Raw genomic sequence first — 19,512 nt, 5'->3', positions numbered from 1 at the left:
ACCGATGGGTTTTCAGAACATCTCGTCCTGGTCGATCCGGAATCCGATCCCGATCGTCCTCTTGTTCGTCGTCCTGACGATCGCTGGGACGATGAGCTATTTCAAGCTCCGCACCAACAACTTCCCCGACGTCGACCTGCCGGTCGTGGCCGTCACCGTGATCCAGTCCGGCGCCGCGCCGACGGAGATGGAGACCCAGGTCACGCGCCTGGTCGAGGACGCCGTGGCGGGCCTGGGTTCGGTCAAACACATCACCTCGGTGGTCAATGAGGGGGTGTCGACCACCTCGATCGAGTTCCAGCTGGGGGTGAACCTGGAGAAGGTCACCAATGACGTGCGCAACGCCGTCAGCGGCATTCGCCAGAACCTGCCGGCGGACGTTCAGGAGCCGATCGTCCAGCGCATCGAATTCACCGCCATCCCCTTCGCCAACTTCGTCGTGCGGGCGCCGGGCATGAGCCCCGAGGAGCTGAGCTGGTTCGTCGACAATACGGTGGCCAAACGCCTGCTGTCGGTGCGCGGCGTCAGCCAGATCAGCCGCGACGGCGGCGTCAGCCGCGAAATCCGCATCAAGCTGGACCCGGCGCGTCTCGCCGCCTCGGGCGTGACGGCGGCCCAGGTGTCGAACCAGCTGCGCGCCTCCAACATCAACCTGCCCGGCGGGCGCGGCGAGATCGCCGGCGAAGAACAGGCCATCCGCACCGTCGGCTCGGCCCAGTCGGTCGAACAGCTGCGCGAGACTCTGATTCCGATCGGCAGCCGCAGCGTGCGCCTGGGCGACCTGGGCGAAGTCACTGACGAATGGTCCGAACCGCGCGGCCGCGCCCGGTTCAACGGCCAGGAGGTGGTCGGCTTCGGCGTCTCGCGCGCCATCGGCTCCTCCGAGGTGGACGTCTATGACCGGGTCAAGGCCGAACTGGCCAAGCTGGACGCCGAACGCGCGGATGTGACCTTCGAAGAGGTCGCCAACACCACTGAAGACGTCGTCAACAACTTCCACGCCTCGGTCGAGACCCTGGTGCTGGGCGCCCTTCTGGCCATCGCCGTGGTCTTCATCTTCCTGCGGGACTGGCGGGCGACCCTGATTGCGGCGGTCGCCATGCCGCTGTCGCTGATCCCGACCTTCTGGGTCATGGATCTGACCAATCAGTCGCTGAACGTGGTGACCCTGCTGGCCCTCTCCCTGACCATCGGCATCCTGGTCGATGACGCCATCGTGGAGATCGAAAACATCGTCCGACACATCCGCGACGGCAAGCCGCCCTATCCGGCGGCGATCGAGGCGGCGGACGAGATCGGCCTGGCGGTCATGGCCACGACGGCGACCCTGGTGGCGGTCTTCGCCCCGACCGGCTTCATGCCGGGCATCGTGGGTCAGTTCTTCAAGAGCTTCGCCATCGCCACCTGCGTCAGCGTGCTCTTCTCCCTGTTGGTGGCGCGAACCCTGACGCCCCTGATGGGCGCCTATCTGCTGAAGCGCGACCAGGGCAAGGAACACGGCGATCCCTTCTGGATGGGACCCTATCTGAAGGCCCTGAACTGGGCGCTCGGCGACGACTGGCGCAAACGCCGGGCCGAGCATCATCCGCAGGCCGGCTGGTTCCGCCGCAAGGTGGCGGACCGGATGTTCGATCACCGCGTCTGGGTTCTGGGCATGGGCGTGCTGTTCTTCTTCCTGTCCATCTTCATGGCCAGCCGCCTGCCGGGCGAGTTCATTCCGGTCGAGGATATTTCGCGTTCCACCGTGACGGTTCAGTTCCCGCCCGGCACGACCCTGTCCGAGACGGACGCGGCCGTGCAGCGGATCAATCGCGAACTGATGAAGCGGCCGGAAGTCGAGTCGGTCTATTCCTCGATCGGCTCGGCCACCACCAGCTTCGGGCCCGGCGGCGGCGGATCATCAGGCGAGGTGCGCAGCGCCAATCTGACCGTCAACCTAGTTGGACGCTGGGACCGCAAGCTGAGCCAACAGGCGTTTGAGCGCGACATGGGGCCGACCCTGCGTCAGGTGCCGGGCGCCCGCGTCCAGTTCGGCGCCTCGGGCGGAGGCGGGGGCTCCAGCCTCCTGACCATCGCCCTGGTCGGCGACGATCCCGACGTCCTAGAGCCGGCGGCCGCCAAGGTGGAGCGGGAGATGCGCAACATCTCCGGCCTGTCGAACGTCGTCTCCTCCGCCTCTCTGGTGCGGCCCGAAATCCTGGTCACGCCGCGGGCGGACGTCGCCGCCCTGCAGGGGGTGTCCACCCAGGACATCAGCCAGGTGGCGCGCGTCGCCACCCTGGGCGACGCCGATCAGCTGCTGGCCAAGTTCAACCTGGGCGACCGTCAGGTGCCGATTCGCGTCATGCTGAAGGAGGACGCCCGCTCGGACCTGGGGGTGCTGGAGAATCTGCGCGTGCCGACCGCCTCGGGCGCCACCGTCCCACTGTCGGCGGTGGCCGACATCACCTTCGGCGCCGGGCCGAACCAGATCAACCGTCTGGACCGACTGCGCGTCGCCAACATCACCGCCGAACTCACCGGCCTGACGCTCAGCCAGGCGACCGAGGCGGTGAACGCCCTGCCTTCGATCAAGACTCTGCCCCAGGGCGTCAGCCAACAGCCGTCCGGCGACGCGGAAAGCTTCCAGGAGCTGGGCACGGGCTTCGCCTTCGCCATCATCACAGGCATCCTGCTGATGTATGTCGTGCTGGTCCTGCTGTTCAAAAGCTTCTTCCACCCGATCACCATCCTGGCGGCGCTACCGGTGTCGTTCGGCGGCGCCTTCTTCCTGCTGCTGGTGACGGGCAAGTCGCTGTCGATGCCGGCCCTGATCGGCATCATCATGCTGACCGGGATCGCGGCCAAGAACTCCATCCTGCTGGTCGATTACGCCATCATGGCGATGGAGAAGGGGATGAACCGCCACGACGCCCTGATGGACGCCGCCCACAAGCGGGCGCGGCCGATCATCATGACGACCATGGCCATGGGCCTGGGCATGCTGCCGATCGCCGCCGCGTTCGGGGAAGGCACCGCCTTCCGCTCGCCGATGGCCATCGCCGTGATCGGGGGGCTGATCACCTCCACCGCCCTGTCGCTGATGTTCGTGCCGGTGGTCTTCAGCCTGATCGACGGCCTGAAGCGTCGCATGGAAAGCCGGTTGAGCCGTCTGACCCACGGGCAGCATGGGCATGAGGAGCCGGCGACTGCCCAAGAAGGCCCGGCCGGCTGAGCGACTGTCGCTTTCGGCGCAGGCCGTGGGTGACGGCTTTGGCCGGGCCTGAGCCGGTCAGAGCTGGGCCACAGGTCCGGGTAGCGGGCGATGCCGAGCGCGGGCGGGCATATCGGCCTTGTCCATCTACCAATTCCTCGAAAATGACGGCGCTGAAAATCCGATGCCGTTGGGTGAGTAAGCGCCGCGTCCCCTTTGGGTCGTCCACGGCAAGATCTTCTCAACCTGACCGACGTCGAGCGGGTCGTCGGTGACTTGGACCGTGCATCGCCCCCAGGTCAGACTGGGGATTTGCTTCGGCAGTTCCTCGGGCAGGAGGATCAATCCGCTGCCCGGCACGTGGGGCGTCCTGAACAGGGCGAGGATCGGCAGTTCGTCCCAATGCCAGCACGATCGGCTGCGTCCCTACCAGCGCCCGCGCCTGAGCGGGGCTGACGACGTTCTGGCGCTCGGCCGCTGATAGGGCTTCATAATCGCTCTGGGTGACGGCGCGCTTGCCGAGACGGCTCAGAACTACGTCGTAGGGCGTCCACGGACCGTGGGACCGCTCACGAAGGCCACGCACGATCACATAGCCCTCGAGCATGGCGAACAGATAGGCGGCGCCCGGCAGAGCAAGCGGTGTGGCGTCGCCCTGCCAGGACGACTGACCGGCTCCGTCTGACGGAAACCAACCGGGGTCGTTGAAATACTTGAACTGGCGGATCGAACTGCCGCGGACGGGTCGACCATCCACAAACACTTCCAAGGTCAGGCGAAACCGCATCCCCAGTTCATCGCCTGACGGGACCCTGTCCCGCTGGAAACAACCGGCCAGGCCGCCGCTCAAAACCGCAAGAACGGTTCGGCGTGAGAGCGGGGCTAAGGTGTCGGTTCTCATGCGGCGAGCTTCTTCGGGCAGTGAACAGCCGTCGGTAGATGGGGCGGAAACTTCTACGATCTCGTGAAAGGCCCAAGAAAAAGGCCCGACCGGTCTCCCGGTCGGGCCTTCGTCGTTCCGCCCTGTCAGCCGCTAGGTGCCGCGGCGGTTCAGACGATCAGTATTTGACCTTCAGCGTCACGCCCCAGGTGCGCGGGGCGCCCAGATAGGCGTTGTAGGTCGCCGTGTCGGTGGCGATGTTATAGTAGGTGCCGTCCGCCTGGGGCGTGGTGGTGTTGGTGAAGGCCGTGCCCTGCAGCGGGGCGGCGAAGGCCACCTGGGTGTACTCCTCCTCCAGCAGGTTCTGACCCCAGACATCCACGGTCCAGCGCTCGTCTTCCGAACCGATGGTGATGCGGCCGTTCACGACGGTGAAGGCCTCCTGGTTCTTGTACGGCAGCAGGTCCGAGCCGGTGTTGTACTCGGTCGAATATTTGGCCGACAGGTTGAAGCCGCCGCGCAGGCCGCCGCCCAGCGAGCGGTCGAAGGCCAGGGCGCCGGTCAGCGACCATTCCGGAGCGAAGGAGGCGCGGGCGCCCGGCAGCAGCGACAGCTGCGGGAAGCGCGCCGGGTTCGACAGATCGGCGCCGGTGAAGTCGCCGTACTTGGCGTCGGTGTAGGTGACGCCGCCCTGGAAGGACAGGCCCTCAATCGGGGTGAACCAGACCATGTCGGCGTCGACGCCGCGCGAGGTCAGTTCCGGGATGGATTCCACCACGAAGGCGGTGCCCAGGAAGGTGTTCAACTGGAAGTTTTCGAACTTCTGGTCGAAGTAGGTGATGTTCAACAGCATGGTGCGGTTGAACAGGGTCGTCTTCAGACCGGCCTCATAGCTGTCGACCGTCTCGGCCTCGAAGAAGAGCGAGGCGTCGGGCGTCACCCCCGTCTGCACCCGGTCCATATTGTAGCCGGCGCCCTTGTAGCCGCGGGCGTAGGAGACATAGCCCATGACCGAGGGGTTCAGGCGGTAGGAGGCCTTCACCGTGCCGCTCAGGTCGGTGTCGCTGAACTTCTCCTGGATGCGGCGGTTGTCGTACTGCGGGTTGGACCAAGGCAGGCAGAGCAGGCCGAGGGCCGCCGCCGGCGTTCTCGTATTGACGGTCCCGGGGATCGGAGACGCAGGCAGGGTGGGCGCCAGGTTGTTGGCCAGGGCGCCGCCGCAGGCCGCGCCGTTGGTCCCCAGATTGTCCTGGAGGCCCAGCAGACGCTTGCTGTCATAGGTGTAGCGCAGGCCCAGGTTGATCTCGAACGCCTCCGTCACCCGATAGGTGTTGTTGGTGAAGACGGCGACCGATTCGGACTTCTGCGAATAGTGGTCCTCATAGGCCTTGCCCGTGCCGAAGGTCGGGGCGGCGGCGCTGGGCGGCACGGCGCCGATCACGCAGAGCGGCTGTCCGGCGGCCGGACCGGCCGTGCCGACCAGGAAGCCCTGGGGATTGGTGAAACAGCCCAGGCGGCTGGGGCTGGGGCCGCCCACGGAGGCGGGAAGGGAGGCCGTCAGCAGCAGGGAGGCGAAGGCGTTGTAGTCGGCACCGTAGACATAGCTGTCGTCGCGATAGACCTCTTCCTTGGTGGCGAACAGGCCGACCAGCCAGTCGAACTTGTCCGTCGTCCCGGCCAGGCGCAGTTCCTGGGTCAGGTTGCCGACCCCATAGCCGTTGGAGCCGTCATTGGCGCGGTACAGGATGTCGGCGCCGGTGTAGTCCACGTCCATCCCCTGCTGGAACGACCAGTCGCGCCACGAGGTCTGGGACGTCAGGGTGGCGTTCAGGCTGGGCAGGTCGATGGTGGCCTCCGCCGACAGACCCATGTCCTCGATCTCTTGCGGGGTCTCGCGGTTCGAATAGGCGGTGCGGCTGAAGGGCACCGTGCCGAAGCCGGCGACCGGCGGACGCTGGCCGGGGCCGTTCGGCGCGGTCAGGGCGGCGATGAAGGCCTGGGTCGGGCCGACGCGGGTCTGAACGGCGGCGCAGCAGTATTCGTCGCGCTTGGTGTAGTCGGCGATCAGGCGGATCGATACCTCGTCGCTGGGCAGGATCAGCAGCTGGCCACGGCCGGTCCAGTAGTCCTGGGTGTTGTCTTCCGTCAGGGTGCGGGGGCCGTCGCCCAGATTGACGTCATAGAAGCCGTCGCGCTCGCGATGGGCGACGAACAGGCGGCCGGCGATCTGATCGGTCAGGCCGCCGGTCACCGAGACGGAGCCGCCGACGGCGCCGTAGTTGCCGGCGGTCAGTTCGGCCGAGATCGACGGGTCGAACGACGGACGTTCGGTGATGATGTTGATGACGCCGGCCGAGGTGTTCTTGCCGAACAGGGTGCCTTGCGGCCCCTTCAGCACCTCGATGCGGCTCAGTTCGCCCAGGTCTCCGAAGCCGACCGAGTTGCGCGAACGATAGACGCCGTCGATGACCACGCCGACCGAGCTTTCCAGACCGGGGTTGTCGCCCACGGTGCCGGCGCCGCGGATACGGACGGTGGTCGAGGCTTCCGACTGGGTCGAGGTGACGGTCATGCCGGGGGTCAGGATCTGCAGATCCTTGATGTCCTGCACGCCCGCGCCGTCCAGCACCTCCTGCGACAGGGTGGTGACCACGATCGGCACGTCCTGCAGGCTCTGTTCGCGCTTCTGGGCGGTGACGATGATGTCATCCACGGTCGCCGGCGCCTCTTGGGCGGCGGCCATGCCGGCGAAGCCGAAGGCGGCGGCGCCGACCACGGCGGCGGACACGGTGGTTCTGAGGTAGCGGTTAGTGTGGCGCAACGAAGCGTCCTCCCGGCTCTGAAGCTCGGTCGCGGGGCGACCGAAGCGTTTCCTATTTCCCAATCGACGCGCCTCTGCGTGGAGGCGCGTTCAGTAAGGTGAGGCTAAGCCTGCTTCCCGCCGAACGACAAGCGAGCGCTGATACCCGCGACCATTTTTCGCCCTAGTTCGGCCCTTCTGTGACACGGAAGAGACAGAAAATTTTGACGCTAGGTCAGTCTTCAGCCGATCAGCGACGAGTCCGCGCCTTGCGAAAGCGTCCAGGCGGGCGCAACTGACCGCCATGCCCGTCCACGCCGACTACCGCCCCGCTCCCGTCTTTTTCAATCTGGGGCCGGACTTCGCCGACGCTGTGGAGGCCGCGCGCTTTCCCAAGGCCGATTTGCGTTTCCGCAATCAGCGCGCCGCCGCCGAGGTGGGGCTGGACAGCCTGAGCGAGGCCGAATGGATCGCCGCCTTCGGCCGGTTCGAACCCCTGCCGGGCCAGCCGGGGCCGTTGGCGATGCGCTATCACGGCCATCAGTTCCGTCACTACAACCCCGACCTGGGCGACGGGCGCGGCTTTCTGGCGGCCCAGATGTGGGAGACGCCGCAGGCGACGGCTGCGCGGCGCGGCGCGCGGCCCCGTCTGCTGGATCTGGGAACCAAGGGATCGGGCCAGACGCCCTGGTCGCGCGGCGGCGACGGTCGGTTGACCTTGAAAGGCGGGGTGCGCGAGGTTCTGGCGGCCGCGATGCTGGAGGCCCTGGGGGTTCCGACCAGCCGCGCCTTCTCCTTGATCGAGACCGGCGAGGCGCTGGAGCGGGGCGACGAGCCGTCGCCGACCCGTTCGGCGGTCCTGGTGCGGCTGTCGCACTCCCATATCCGGTTCGGAACCTTCCAGCGGGCGGCCTATCTGGGGCGGGTCGATCAGATCGAAGCGCTGATCGCGCACGTCCGCAGCCTGTATCACCCACAGGTCGCGGCAGGGGACGCGCCCGGCCTGCTGCGCGCCGTCGTCGAGGCCTCGGCCAGACTGACCGCGCGCTGGATCGCGGCGGGTTTCGTCCACGGGGTGCTCAACACCGACAATCTGAACGTCACGGGCGAGAGTTTCGACTATGGCCCCTGGCGCTTCCTGCCGTCCTATCAGCCGGGCTTCACCGCCGCCTATTTCGACCAGACCGGCCTTTACGCCTTCGCCCGCCAGCCGGAGGCGGTGTTCTGGAACCTGACCCAGTTGGCCGGATGCCTGAAGCTGGTCGCCGAGGTCGAGCCCCTGACCGACGCCCTGAACGGCTTCGGCTCCGCCTATATCCGCGAATTGCGTGCGGCCTTTCTCATGCGGTTCGGCGTGCTGAGCCTGGGCGAGGCGGCTGACCAACGGCTGGTCGACACGGCCCTGGCCCTGCTGCGCGAAGGCGGGGAGGGGCTTCGCTGGGAGCCGCTGTTCTTCGACTGGTTCGGCGGCTTCGCCTCGGCCGCGCGCGCCTTGTCGGGACCGCGCGCAAAGCTCTATCAGGGCGAGGCCTTCGACGCGTTCCGCTTCGCCCTGATGGAGCACGAGCCCGACCGGATCGAACGGCTGGAGCATCCGATGTTCGCCGCGCGCGAGCCCGAAGAAATGCTGATCGACGAGGTCGAGGCGATCTGGGCCGCCATCGACGCCGCCGACGACTGGGCGCCCTTCCGGGCCAAGCTGGCCCGGCTGGAGGCGGCGCGCCTCGCCTGGGCCTTCACCGCTTGATGCAGAACCTTACAAAATCGTCATCTCGTTTATCGATAATTTTCTTGCCTGTTTATCGATGAAACCATATCGATAGTCACTAAGGCGCTGCGGAGGGCGCGCCGAAGAAAGGGCTGTTCGACATGAGACTGATCGGAAAATACTCTATCTCAAGCGCCCTGCGCTGGTGCCTGGGGTTCGCCAACGTCTTCGTCATGCTGGCCACCGGGATCATGGCGATCTGCTTGGCCGCCAGCATCATATCGCCCGATTTTGCTGCGGGGTTCGTCGACGGAATGAGGGACCTCGACAGCAGCGACGCGCGCGACCTGCACTGGCCGGAGCGGTTGACCCTGCTCGGCGCCTTCCTGGCCTGCGGCTTCACTTGGTGGATCATCAACCGACTGCGCCGCATCCTGCTTTCGGTCAATCAGGGCGACGCCTTCGAGTTCGCCAACGTCAAGCGGCTGCAGGGCGTGGGGCTGGGCCTGATGGGTATCCAGCTCACCGCCTTGATGCTGGCTCTTGTGGCGCCGCACGTCATGGGGGAGTCGGTTTCCGACTATGACTTCAGCCTAGGATCGTGGCTGGGCATTCTGGTCGTCTTCATCCTGGCCGAGGTGTTTCGCCAGGGCTCGGCCATGCGCGACGAACAGCTGGCGACGGTCTGAGGCGCGCCATGATCATGATCCAACTGGACCGGCTGCTGCTGGAGCGCCGCATGTCCTTGACCGAACTGTCCGACCGCGTCGGGGTGACGATGGCCAATCTGTCGATCCTGAAGACCGGCAAGGCCCGCGCCGTGCGCTTCTCCACCCTGGACGCCCTTTGTAGAGAGCTGGACTGCCAGCCGGGCGATCTGATCGTCCAGACACCGGGACCTCAGTCGGAAGAGGGGTGATCCTCAGGGAAGGGCGACGGGTCGCCTGTAGCGTGGATGTCACAGAAACAATAAGTCATCAGCCGATGTCATCAACTGATGTCATCCGGCGATGACAAAATGCATCGGCTGCGCTACATACCCCTTGCGAACGGAGTTGCTCGATCCGATCTCGCAACTGTTACCAATCAGGCGCTCCCCGATGACCTCCACCACTCTGCCCGTCGCCCAGTCGCGCACCCGCTCCGTCTACAAGAACGTAACACTGTGGACCTTCCAGGGCTGGATCGCGATGTTCTTCATCGCCGCCGGTTACGCCAAGCTGACCGAGCCGATGACCAATCTGATCGCCCTGATGGGCTGGCCTGCGGTCGCGCCGGAAAACATGGTGCGTGGACTGGGCTTGGTGGAGATGGCGCTGGGCCTGAGCGTTCTGGCGCCGCTGATCTCCTGGCGCGTGGGTCGCCCTCTGTTGCTGAGCGCCTCGGCCGGACTGATCGTGATGGAGGCGACCATGCTGATGGTCCACGCCCTGAGCCGCGACATCGGCCTGGCGGTGGTGAACCTCATTCTCCTGGCGCTCACCGTTCCCGTCCTCTTGGGACGGCGGCGCGCCTGAAACAGGATCGATCGCCGGGGCCTCTCCCCCTCCGCCCCGGTGTGTCGCGCCCGGAGCCTTCCCCAGGCTCCGGGCTTTTCTTTGCCTGGCGCGCCGCGAGGGAGGGGTGGCGACGAAAAGCTTACCCTTACGCGCACGTAAACTCTTTCCTTTACGCGCACGTCAAGTTATGGTGCCTTCATGGCTACCGCCGACGACCATCGCACCTATTCCATTCGCCAGCTGTGCCGCGAGTTCGACGCCACGGCGCGGGCGCTGCGCTTCTATGAGGACAAGGGTCTGCTGACCCCTGCACGCAAGGGTCAGACCCGCGTTTATGACGCCCGCGACCGCGCACGTCTGAAGCTGATCCTGCGGGGGCGCCGCATCGGCTTCACCCTGCAGGAGATCCAGGAGATGCTGGATCTGTACGACCGCAAGGATCACAACGTCCACCAGATGGCCGTGGCCCTGCGGCGTCACCGCGCCCAGATCGCGGCCTTGAAACAGCAGTTGGAAGACATCGAAGGCGCCATCCAGACGGCGGAGGACGCCTGCGCTTGGATGGAATCCAAGCTGAGCGAGCACCGTCCCGACCTGCTGCCCGGCGCCGAAGATTACGAGAAGCTGCTGCGCGCGCGTCTCAACCAAGACCACCACCACCCCTTCAAAGCGAGAGCCTGATCCATGGCCTACAAGTCGCCCGTCCGCGATTTCACCTTCATCCTCAACGAGGTGCTGGAGATCGACCGGTACACGAACCAACCTGGCTTCCAGGACGTGTCGTCGGACCTGGTCAACCAGATCCTGGAGGAAGGCGCCAAGTTCGCCGACGAGGTCATCGCCCCGATCAACAACCCCGGCGACAAGGAAGGCTGCCACTGGTCCGAGGGCGGCGTCGTGACCGGTCCCAAGGGCTGGAAGGAAGCCTATAAGGCCATGTCGGAAGCCGGCTGGATGGCGTTGGCCGCCGATCCGGCCTACGGCGGCCAAGGCATGCCCTCGATCGTCGCCTCGGCCTTCGGTCAGATGACCGCCGGCGCCTCGGCGGCCTTCTCCATGTATCCGGGCCTGACCGCCTCGGCCTATGCCGGCATCCACGCCAGCGCCTCGGACGAGATCAAGGCGAAATACCTGCCCAAGATGGTGTCGGGCGAATGGTCCGGCACGATGAACCTGACCGAGCCCCAGTGCGGCACGGATCTGGGCATGGTCCGCACCAAGGCCGTGCGCAACGACGACGGCAGCTTCTCCATCACCGGCCAGAAAATCTGGATCTCGGCGGGCGAGCACGACTTCTCGGACAACATCATCCACACCGTCCTGGCGCGGATCGAAGGCGCAGTTCCGGGCATCAAGGGCCTGTCGCTGTTCGTGGTGCCCAAATATCTGGTGAATGACGACGGTTCTCTGGGCGAGCGCAACACGCTGCAGTGCGTGGGCCTGGAAGAAAAGATGGGCATCCACGGCAACGCCACCTGCGTCATGCAATATGACGGCGCCAAGGGCTGGCTGCTGGGCGAGGAAGGGCGCGGCATGAACAATATGTTCGTGGTCATGAACGAGGCGCGCCTGGGCACCGGCCTGCAAGGCCTGGCCATCGGCACCGCCGCCTATCAGGCCGCCGTCGAGTTCGCCAAGGACCGCCTGCAGGGCCGCAGCCTGACCGGACCGAAGAACCCGGACGGCCCCGCCGACCCGATCATCGTCCACCCCGACGTGCGCCGCATGCTGCTGGAGGCCCGCGCCTTCGTCGAAGGCGGCCAGGCCTTCATCCTGTGGACCGCGCTTCACGCCGATCTGGAGAAGTCGGAAGACGAGGCCGTGGCGACCAAGGCCAAGGATTACATGGGCCTGCTGACCCCCGTGCTGAAGGCCTATCTGACCGACAAGGGCTTCCATGTCGCCTCGCTGGCCATGCAGGTCCATGGCGGTTCGGGCTACACTGAACACTTCCCCGCCTCGCAGTATCTGCGGGATGCGCGCATTACCATGATCTACGAGGGCGCCAACGGCATCCAGGCGCTGGATTTGGTCGGCCGCAAGCTACCGGCCAACGGCGGCCGCGCGATCATGACCTGGTTCGGCGAGATCGACGCCTTCGTGGCCGAGAACAGCGGCAATGAGGCGATCAAGCCCTTCGTCGACGGTCTGGCCGACGCCAAGGCCAAGCTGCAGGAAGGCACCATGTGGTTGATGCAGAACGGCATGGCCAATCCGGACAACGCCGGCGCCGCCTCGACCGACTATCTGAACGTCTTTGGCCTGACGGCGCTCGCCTATATGTGGGCGCAGATGGCCAAGGTCGCCCAGGCCCAGATCGAGGCCGGCTCGACCGACCCCTATTACGCCGCCAAGCTGCAGACCGGCCGCTACTTCGTCGAGCGCATCCTGCCCGACGCCGAAGCCCATCTGAAGAAGATGAAGACCGGCGCGGACGTGCTGATGGCCATGCCGGTCGAGGCGTTCTGACACTAGACTGACGATGGAACGGGCCGGCTGACTTCGCCGGCCCGTCTTTCTTTCCAACCAGAAGGGCGCGAAGCCCTCGCACCACAGGGACAAAACCGATGAACGTGCTGGGCAGCCCAGACCCTGATTTCATGCGTGAAGAAGAGATCACCCTCTTCTCCGACAGCGTCGGCAAATGGATCGACGAGCACGCGCCGCCGGAGAAGGTGCAGCAGTGGATCGCCGACTCCAGCGTGCCGCGCGCCCTGTGGAGCCAGGCCGGCGCCGACGGCCTTCTGGGCCTGTCCATGCCGGAAGAAGACGGCGGCATGGGCGGCGACTATCGGCATGAGGTGGTGCTGATGCGTCAGCTGGGCTGGAAGGGCGCGGACCATTTCGGCATCAGCCTGCACAACGCCATCGTCGCCCCCTACATCTGGCACTACGGCACCGAGGAGCAGAAGAAGCGCTGGCTGCCGCGTCTGGCCTCCGGCGAACTGGTCGGCGCCATCGCCATGACCGAACCGGGCGCGGGCTCGGACCTGCAAGGGGTCAAGACCACGGCGATCAAGAGCGGCAACGGCTATGTCGTCAACGGCTCCAAGACCTTCATCACCAACGGCCAGCTGGCCAACTTCATCATCGTGGTGGCCAAGACCGACCCGGCCGAGGGCGCCAAGGGCACGTCCCTGATCGTGGTCGAGACGGACGGGGCGGAAGGCTTCGAACGCGGCCGGAACCTGCACAAGATCGGCATGGAGGGGAACGACACCTCCGAACTGTTCTTCAACGACGTGAAGGTCCCCGGCGACAACGTCATCGGCGGGGTCGAGGGCCAGGGCTTCGTCCAGCTGATGCAGCAACTGCCCCAGGAACGGCTGAACATCGCCGTCCAGGGCGTCGCCGCCGCCGAGCGCGGGCTGGAGGCCACCCTGGCCTACGTCAAGGAGCGCAAGGCGTTTGGAAAGCGCGTCATCGACTTCCAGAACACCCAGTTCAAACTGGCCGAGGTCAAGACCAAGCTGACCGTCGCCAAGGTCTTCGTCGACCACTGCATCGGCCTGCACCTGAAGGGCCAGCTGGACGCCGCCACGGCCTCCATGGCCAAATACTGGGTCACCGACATCCAGGGCGAGACCATCGACGAGATGCTGCAGCTGCACGGCGGAAACGGCTATATGAACGAATATCCGATCGCCCAGCTGTACAAGGACGCCCGGGTCCAGCGGATCTACGGCGGGACCAACGAGATCATGAAACTCTTGATCGCGCGGACGCTCTGACCACGTAAAAGGCTAGCGATAATGTACGTAAATATGTACATTATCGCTATGAAGGCCATGTCCGTCACCGAACTTCGCAAGAACCTCGCGTCGGCCATCGACCGGGTGACGGCGGACCATGACTACACCATCATCACGCGCGATGGCGGCAAGCCTGCGGCGGTGCTGATGTCGCTGGAGGACTTCGCCTCCTGGCAGGAGACGGACTATCTGCTGCGCAGCCCGGCGAACGCCGAACGCCTGCGCAAGGCCGTCGCCGAGCTGGACGCCGGCGGCGGTCAGCCGCGCGACCTGATTGAATGAGGCTGACGTTTCAGGAAGCGGCCTGGGAGGATTATCTCTATTGGCAATCCACCGACACGAAGCAGCTGAAAAAGATCAACGGCCTGATCCGCGAATGCCTGCGCACGCCGTTTTCGGGAACCGGCAAGCCTGAACCGCTGAAGGGCGAGTTGTCCGGCTGGTGGTCGCGGCGCATCGATCAGGAGCATCGACTGGTTTATCGCCCAACGGAAGACGCCCTTCTGATCGCGCAATGCCGGTACCATTACGCCAAATGAAAGAGAGGCGGTCGACGGGCGGATGACGGCCGCCGTTGAACCTTCTAAACCTCCCGCCAAGGGAGACATGCACATGACGACGCGATCCAACGCGCCCGCCTATCTGACCGGCTTCGGCAATCATTTCGCGACCGAGGCCGCGCCCGGCGCCCTGCCGCAGGGCCAGAACTCGCCGCAGAAGACGCCGATGGGCCTCTATGCCGAACAGCTGTCCGGCACGGCCTTCACCGCACCGCGCGCGGAGAACCGGCGCAGCTGGCTGTACCGTCTGCGTCCCTCGGCCCAGCACGGCCCCTATGTGGCCTTCGACCAGGGGCGGGTCCGCTCCGGCCCGTTTGACGAGACCCCGCCCAACCCCAACCGCATGCGTTGGGACCCGCTGCCGATCCCCGAGACCGCGACCGACTGGGTCGAGGGTCTGGTCACCTACGGCGGCGCGGGCGATCCCGACGCCGGAGCCGGGGCGGGCGTCCACCTCTATGTCGCCAACCGGTCGATGACCGACCGCGTCTTCTACGACGCCGACGGCGAACTGCTGATCGTGCCCCAACAGGGCTCGCACCGGTTCGTCACCGAGATGGGGGTGATCGAGGCCCAGCCTGGCCACATCGTCCTGATCCCGCGCGGCGTCCGCTTCCGCGTCGAGATCGAAGGTCCCGTTCGGGGCTATGTCTGCGAAAACTACGGCAGTCCCTTCCGTCTGCCGGACCTGGGGCCGATCGGCGCAAACGGCCTGGCCAATCCGCGCGACTTCGAAACCCCGGTCGCGGCCTATGAGGACGTGGATCGCCCGACCCAGTGCGTCCAGAAATACGGCGGCCGCCTGTGGGCCACGACCTTCGACCACAGCCCGCTGGACGTCGCAGCCTGGCACGGCAATCTGGCGCCCTGCCGCTATGACACGGCGCGGTTCAACACGATCAACACGGTCAGCTACGACCACCCCGATCCGTCGATCTTCACCGTCCTGACCAGCCCGTCCGAGACGCCGGGCACGGCCAATATCGACTTCGTCATCTTCCCGCCGCGCTGGATGGTCGCCGAACACACCTTCCGCCCGCCCTGGTTCCACCGCAACGTCATGAGCGAGTTCATGGGCCTGGTGACCGGCGCCTATGACGCCAAGGCGGGCGGATTTGCGCCGGGCGGCGCCAGCCTGCACAACCGGATGAGCGGCCACGGCCCGGACCAGGCCAGCTATGAAGGCGCGATCAATGCGGACCTTCAGCCGCACAAGATCACTGACACCCTGGCCTTCATGTTCGAGACCCGGGCGCCGATCCGGGTCACGAAATGGGCGTCGGAATCGCCGCAGATGCAGCTCGACTACGACGACGTCTGGTCGGGCTTCGCCAAAGGACAGGTCGAATGATCCGTATCCCCCTTCTCGCCGCCGCCGCCCTTCTGGCGGCCGCCTGCACCCCGCAGACCACGGCGGGCTCGGACGCCCCGATGCAGAGCGCCGACGCCTCGGCCTGCGCCGCGCGCGGCGGGACGCTGAAACAGGTCGGCCGGCTGCAATCCTGGCAATGCGTGATCAACTACGCCGACGCCGGCAAGCGCTGCACCGACGGCGACCAGTGCCAGGGCGACTGCCGGATCGAGGGCAACAGCGGGATCGCGCCCGGAACCGCCGCGACCGGCGTCTGTCAGGCGACCAGCGACCGCTTCGGCTGCAACACGCCGGTCGAGGACGGCAAGGCGGGCGCGACCCTCTGCATCGACTGAGGGAGCAGGGGCTGCGCCCCGCTCTCAATCCCCGTGCTTGCCGTTGCTGGAGAATTCCGGCGGGGCGGCCTTGTGCACATACTGTTCCGCCACCAGCCAGGCCTTGAACGGCCGCAGACAGCCCAGGCAAAGCGCGATCAGGATCGGCAGGGTGACGACCGCGTGAACCCAGACGGGCGGCTTCATCGTGAAGTCGATGACCATCAACAGGATCATGCCGACCAGGCCGACCGCCGACATGACGAAGAAGGCCGGGCCGTCCGCAGGGTCCGCAAAGCCGTAGCTGAGCCCACAGTTCGGACAGGCTTCGCGCAGGGTCAGATACCCTTTGAACAGGGGACCCTGGCCGCAGCGCGGGCATTTGCAGCCCAGGCCGGTCTTCAGGGTGCTGAGGCGGGGATAATCGGTCATGGCCCCATGATGCGCCAGATCGCCCGGCCTGTCGCGTGGGCGAACCGTCCCATTCGTGGAATCGCGGGTGAACGTCGGTTAACCGCGATTAAAGAGCTTTTGCGGCATGGCTGGGCCGATATGTCCGGGACCCCGCACAGCAAGCGCCTGCTGAAGACGACCGTGGCCGCCGCCGCGGCCGGGGCGGTCGCCTTTGCGCCGCTTGCGCCCCTGGCCCAGGAGGCCGGCCGCTCCAGCGATCCCCTGTCGATCAGCATCGGCCAATCCAGCGAGTTCACCCGCGTCGAATTCGCCGGCGTCATCGGCGTGCGCAGCCAGGTGCGGCGTGAGGCCGACAAGGTCATCGTCCGCCTGGGCGTCTCGGCCGCCCCTGACATTTCGCGTCTGCGCGTCGATCCGCCGCAGGGGGTCAAGGCGGTCGAGACCCGAATGGCGCGCGGCGGGGCGACCGACCTGGTCATCACCCTGGCCGAGGGCGCCGACGCCCGTTCCGGCGTGGCCGACGGCGCCGTCTGGCTGAACCTCTATGCGCCGGGCAAGGCGCCGGAGACGCCGGCGGAAGAGACCGGGGCCAAGATCAACGCCGTCGTGCCGGTTCGCGCCGTCTCCAGCGACGAGAAGACGGTTCTGACCTTCCAGTGGGGCGCGCCGGTCGGCGCCGCCGTCTTCCGCCGGGGCGAGGCGGTCTGGGTCGTCTTCGACGCCGCCGCCAAGATGGATATGGCCGGCGCCAAGGCGCTGGGGCCCGCCAAGGACGCGCGCTGGGCCGCCGGCGGCGACTACACCGCCGTCCGCATCGCGGCGCCGGAGGGGCTGGCGGTTGCGGCGGACGGGCAGGGCGGGACCTGGACCGTGACCATCGGCGGGCCGCCGACCGGCGCCTCGGGCGTGGAGGTGGACCGCGCAGACGACGGCTCCGACGCCCTGGTGGCCCGGATGGCGGGAGCCACCAAGACGGTCTGGCTGACCGATCCCCTCGTCGGCGACCGGTTCGCCGCCGTCACCGCCCTTGCGCCCGGCAAGGGCTTCTCGGGCTCGCGCAGCACGATCGACCTCAGCCTGATCCCGACGGCTCAAGGCCTGGCGGTGGAGACGTCGACCGACGATCTGAAGATCGAGGCTGCAGGCGATCTGGTCACCCTCAGCCGCCCGAACGGCCTGACCCTTTCGCCGCCGTCGGCGACCCTGGAGGCGGGCGAGCGTGAGGCCGACGCGCCGAAACGGGCGTCCCATCCCAGCCTGATCCTTGAGGAATGGGCGACGACCGAGGGCTTTTCCGAGCGCTATCGCCGACTTCAGGACGCCGCGGCCCAGGAGAGTCTGGCCGCGACGGACAATCCCCGCGCCCCGATCGGCGCTCGTCTGGCCCTGTCGCGGTTTCTGGTCGGTTCGGGCCTGAACTATGAGGCGATCGGGGTGCTGAACGCCCTGATCGCCCAGGCCCCCAATATGCAGGGCGAGCCGGAGGTGCGTGGCCTGCGCGGCGCCGCCCGCGTCGGCGTCGGCCGGTTGGAGGAGGCTCAGGTCGACTTCGCCGGCGCGGCCCTGTCCAACGACCCGTCCGCCAAGGTCTGGCAGGGCTATATCGCCGCCGAACAAGGCGACTGGGAGGGGGCGCGCCGCGCCTTCGCCGCCGGGGCCTCGGTCATCGACGACTTCCCCAAGGAATGGCGCGCCCGCTTCGGCGCCGCCCACGCCTTGGCGGCGATCGAAACAGGCGATCTACCCGCCGCGCGCCAGCTGCTGGACTATGTGTTCAGCCAGAACGCCTCGGCGGCCGACCAGCTGGCGGCGCGGGTCGTTCAGGCGCGCCTGTTCGATCTGACGGGCGACAAGGCGCGGGCGCTGGCGGTCTATAAGGCGGTGGCGCGCGCCCCGCTGGACGGCATCGCCACCCCCGCCAAACTGGGCGCCATCAGCCTGGAACTGGACAAGGGCGCGCTCACGCCCGACCAGGCGGCCCAGCAGCTGGAGCTGCTGAAGTGGCGCTGGCGCGGCGATGCGACCGAACTGGCGGTGATCCGCAAACTGGCGGACCTCTATCTGCAACAGGGCCGCTATAGAGAGGCGCTGGACGCCCTGCGCAGCGCCGGCAAGCGGATGGCGAACGTGCCGGGCGCCGCCGAAATCCAGGCGGACCAGTCCAAGGCTTTCCGCGCCCTGTTCCTGGAAGGCGCCGCCGACGGCCTGCAACCTGTTCAGGCCCTGGCCCTCTTCTATGACTTCCGCGAGCTGACGCCGATCGGCGCAGACGGCGATGAAATGGTGCGCCGCCTGTCGCGCCGCCTGATCGACGTCGATCTGCTGGACCAGGCGGCCGAACTGCTGAAACACCAGGTGGACGAGCGGCTCGAAGGCGTGGCCAAGGCGCAGGTCGCCACCGATCTGGCCACCGTCTATCTGATGGACCGTCAGCCGGAGAAGGCGCTTCAGGCGATCTGGGGGTCGCGCACCACCCTCTTGCCGACCGCCGTCAATAGCGAACGCCGCGCCCTGGAAGCGCGGGCCCTGATGGACCTGGGGCGTTACGATCACGCGCTTGAGGTTCTGGATCGGGATCAGTCCGCGCCCGCGCGCGAAGTGCGCGGCGACGTCTTCTGGAAACAGCAGAAGTGGGCGGACGCCGCCCCCCTGTATGAGGCGCGTCTGGGCGATCGCCACAAACAGACCGACGTGCCCCTGACGCCCGCCGAGGAGAGCTGGCTGGTTCGGGCCGGGGTCGGCTATTCGCTGAATGGAAACCGCGCGGCCCTGGATCGTCTGCGGGGTCAGTATTCGCCCTTCATCGCCCGGGCGCGTTCGGCCAATGCGATTCGCGTGGCCTTGGACGACGACCTGTCGGGGGTGGCGGGCGCGGCCGATTTCGCCGGCCTGTCGGCCAACGCCGACACCTTCGTCGGCTGGGTCAATGCGGCCAAACAGGACTTCAGAAAAGAAGCGGGCGGGGGCCGCCCAGCGACCCCCGCCCGTTAATCCGCAGATCAGATCCGCAGTCTGGACCC

At 66.7% G+C, this 19,512-nt stretch carries 16 protein-coding genes; 13 read left to right on the top strand and 3 right to left on the bottom strand.

Features of this window, described 5'->3' with window-relative positions; translation table 11 throughout:
• Positions 1-4 precede the first annotated feature (4 nt).
• A complete protein-coding gene (locus ACW178_RS15290; RefSeq protein ID WP_191554508.1) occupies positions 5-3,214 on the top strand; it encodes an efflux RND transporter permease subunit in 3,210 nt (1,069 codons plus the stop codon).
• A gap of 220 nt (positions 3,215-3,434) precedes the next feature.
• On the opposite strand, the gene ACW178_RS15285 is transcribed toward ACW178_RS15290, so the two are convergent.
• Together ACW178_RS15285 and ACW178_RS15280 are read right to left on the bottom strand one after the other, a co-directional pair.
• Positions 3,435-4,094, bottom strand: a complete 660-nt coding sequence (locus ACW178_RS15285) for a hypothetical protein (protein WP_191554507.1) — start codon at positions 4,092-4,094, stop codon at positions 3,435-3,437.
• Positions 4,095-4,251: 157 nt separating this feature from the next.
• Entirely contained in the window at positions 4,252-6,816 is a 2,565-nt protein-coding gene (locus tag ACW178_RS15280; RefSeq protein WP_492025061.1) for a TonB-dependent receptor, read from the bottom strand.
• Between the two features lie 361 nt (positions 6,817-7,177).
• Between ACW178_RS15280 and ACW178_RS15275 the strand changes: the two genes are divergently transcribed.
• From ACW178_RS15275 to ACW178_RS15225, 11 genes are all read left to right on the top strand, one after another.
• The gene (locus ACW178_RS15275) at positions 7,178-8,620 is read left to right on the top strand and encodes a protein adenylyltransferase SelO family protein (protein WP_191558174.1); all 1,443 of its coding nucleotides are present in this window, start codon (positions 7,178-7,180) and stop codon (positions 8,618-8,620) included.
• Between the two features lie 122 nt (positions 8,621-8,742).
• Complete coding sequence (locus ACW178_RS15270) at positions 8,743-9,270, top strand: DUF2975 domain-containing protein (RefSeq protein WP_183215101.1); 528 nt, start codon at positions 8,743-8,745, stop codon at positions 9,268-9,270.
• Between the two features lie 8 nt (positions 9,271-9,278).
• Positions 9,279-9,500, top strand: a complete 222-nt coding sequence (locus tag ACW178_RS15265; RefSeq protein WP_152950972.1) for a helix-turn-helix domain-containing protein — start codon at positions 9,279-9,281, stop codon at positions 9,498-9,500.
• A gap of 181 nt (positions 9,501-9,681) precedes the next feature.
• A complete protein-coding gene (locus ACW178_RS15260) occupies positions 9,682-10,098 on the top strand; it encodes a DoxX family protein (protein WP_054766661.1) in 417 nt (138 codons plus the stop codon).
• A 180-nt stretch (positions 10,099-10,278) separates the two neighbouring features.
• The gene (locus ACW178_RS15255) at positions 10,279-10,761 is read left to right on the top strand and encodes a MerR family transcriptional regulator (RefSeq protein ID WP_054766660.1); all 483 of its coding nucleotides are present in this window, start codon (positions 10,279-10,281) and stop codon (positions 10,759-10,761) included.
• 3 nt (positions 10,762-10,764) lie between these two features.
• On the top strand, positions 10,765-12,549 hold the full coding sequence (locus ACW178_RS15250) for an acyl-CoA dehydrogenase C-terminal domain-containing protein (RefSeq protein ID WP_287106533.1): 1,785 nt from the start codon (positions 10,765-10,767) through the stop codon (positions 12,547-12,549).
• Between the two features lie 98 nt (positions 12,550-12,647).
• A complete protein-coding gene (locus ACW178_RS15245) occupies positions 12,648-13,811 on the top strand; it encodes an acyl-CoA dehydrogenase family protein (protein WP_492024736.1) in 1,164 nt (387 codons plus the stop codon).
• A 33-nt stretch (positions 13,812-13,844) separates the two neighbouring features.
• The gene (locus ACW178_RS15240; RefSeq protein ID WP_224761054.1) at positions 13,845-14,114 is read left to right on the top strand and encodes a type II toxin-antitoxin system Phd/YefM family antitoxin; all 270 of its coding nucleotides are present in this window, start codon (positions 13,845-13,847) and stop codon (positions 14,112-14,114) included.
• Entirely contained in the window at positions 14,111-14,371 is a 261-nt protein-coding gene (locus tag ACW178_RS15235; RefSeq protein WP_152950968.1) for a Txe/YoeB family addiction module toxin, read from the top strand. The genes ACW178_RS15240 and ACW178_RS15235 overlap by 4 nt, the downstream gene beginning before the upstream one ends.
• Before the next feature lie 73 nt (positions 14,372-14,444).
• Complete coding sequence (gene hmgA / locus ACW178_RS15230) at positions 14,445-15,743, top strand: homogentisate 1,2-dioxygenase (RefSeq protein WP_287104867.1); 1,299 nt, start codon at positions 14,445-14,447, stop codon at positions 15,741-15,743.
• On the top strand, positions 15,740-16,099 hold the full coding sequence (locus tag ACW178_RS15225) for a hypothetical protein (RefSeq protein ID WP_287104862.1): 360 nt from the start codon (positions 15,740-15,742) through the stop codon (positions 16,097-16,099). The genes hmgA and ACW178_RS15225 overlap by 4 nt, the downstream gene beginning before the upstream one ends.
• Positions 16,100-16,123: 24 nt before the next feature.
• On the opposite strand, the gene ACW178_RS15220 is transcribed toward ACW178_RS15225, so the two are convergent.
• Positions 16,124-16,510, bottom strand: a complete 387-nt coding sequence (locus ACW178_RS15220; RefSeq protein WP_191558173.1) for a DUF983 domain-containing protein — start codon at positions 16,508-16,510, stop codon at positions 16,124-16,126.
• A 120-nt stretch (positions 16,511-16,630) separates the two neighbouring features.
• Here ACW178_RS15220 and ACW178_RS15215 point away from each other — a divergent pair, with 120 nt between their 5' ends.
• A complete protein-coding gene (locus tag ACW178_RS15215; RefSeq protein ID WP_191558172.1) occupies positions 16,631-19,483 on the top strand; it encodes a tetratricopeptide repeat protein in 2,853 nt (950 codons plus the stop codon).
• Positions 19,484-19,512 lie beyond the last annotated feature (29 nt).

Source organism: Brevundimonas sp. AVps4 (genome assembly GCF_058681525.1).
The sequence above is the reverse complement of the archived record's forward strand: the minus strand, read 5'-3'. Positions and strand labels throughout refer to the sequence as shown.

Coding starts and splice junctions, on each gene's coding strand:
- ACW178_RS15290 (WP_191554508.1), top strand. CDS start 5: ATGGGTTTTCAGAACATCTCGTCCTGGTCGATCCGGAATCCGATCCCG.
- ACW178_RS15285 (WP_191554507.1), bottom strand. CDS start 4,094: ATGAGAACCGACACCTTAGCCCCGCTCTCACGCCGAACCGTTCTTGCG.
- ACW178_RS15280 (WP_492025061.1), bottom strand. CDS start 6,816: ATGGCCGCCGCCCAAGAGGCGCCGGCGACCGTGGATGACATCATCGTC.
- ACW178_RS15275 (WP_191558174.1), top strand. CDS start 7,178: ATGCCCGTCCACGCCGACTACCGCCCCGCTCCCGTCTTTTTCAATCTG.
- ACW178_RS15270 (WP_183215101.1), top strand. CDS start 8,743: ATGAGACTGATCGGAAAATACTCTATCTCAAGCGCCCTGCGCTGGTGC.
- ACW178_RS15265 (WP_152950972.1), top strand. CDS start 9,279: ATGATCATGATCCAACTGGACCGGCTGCTGCTGGAGCGCCGCATGTCC.
- ACW178_RS15260 (WP_054766661.1), top strand. CDS start 9,682: ATGACCTCCACCACTCTGCCCGTCGCCCAGTCGCGCACCCGCTCCGTC.
- ACW178_RS15255 (WP_054766660.1), top strand. CDS start 10,279: ATGGCTACCGCCGACGACCATCGCACCTATTCCATTCGCCAGCTGTGC.
- ACW178_RS15250 (WP_287106533.1), top strand. CDS start 10,765: ATGGCCTACAAGTCGCCCGTCCGCGATTTCACCTTCATCCTCAACGAG.
- ACW178_RS15245 (WP_492024736.1), top strand. CDS start 12,648: ATGAACGTGCTGGGCAGCCCAGACCCTGATTTCATGCGTGAAGAAGAG.
- ACW178_RS15240 (WP_224761054.1), top strand. CDS start 13,845: ATGTACATTATCGCTATGAAGGCCATGTCCGTCACCGAACTTCGCAAG.
- ACW178_RS15235 (WP_152950968.1), top strand. CDS start 14,111: ATGAGGCTGACGTTTCAGGAAGCGGCCTGGGAGGATTATCTCTATTGG.
- hmgA (WP_287104867.1), top strand. CDS start 14,445: ATGACGACGCGATCCAACGCGCCCGCCTATCTGACCGGCTTCGGCAAT.
- ACW178_RS15225 (WP_287104862.1), top strand. CDS start 15,740: ATGATCCGTATCCCCCTTCTCGCCGCCGCCGCCCTTCTGGCGGCCGCC.
- ACW178_RS15220 (WP_191558173.1), bottom strand. CDS start 16,510: ATGACCGATTATCCCCGCCTCAGCACCCTGAAGACCGGCCTGGGCTGC.
- ACW178_RS15215 (WP_191558172.1), top strand. CDS start 16,631: ATGTCCGGGACCCCGCACAGCAAGCGCCTGCTGAAGACGACCGTGGCC.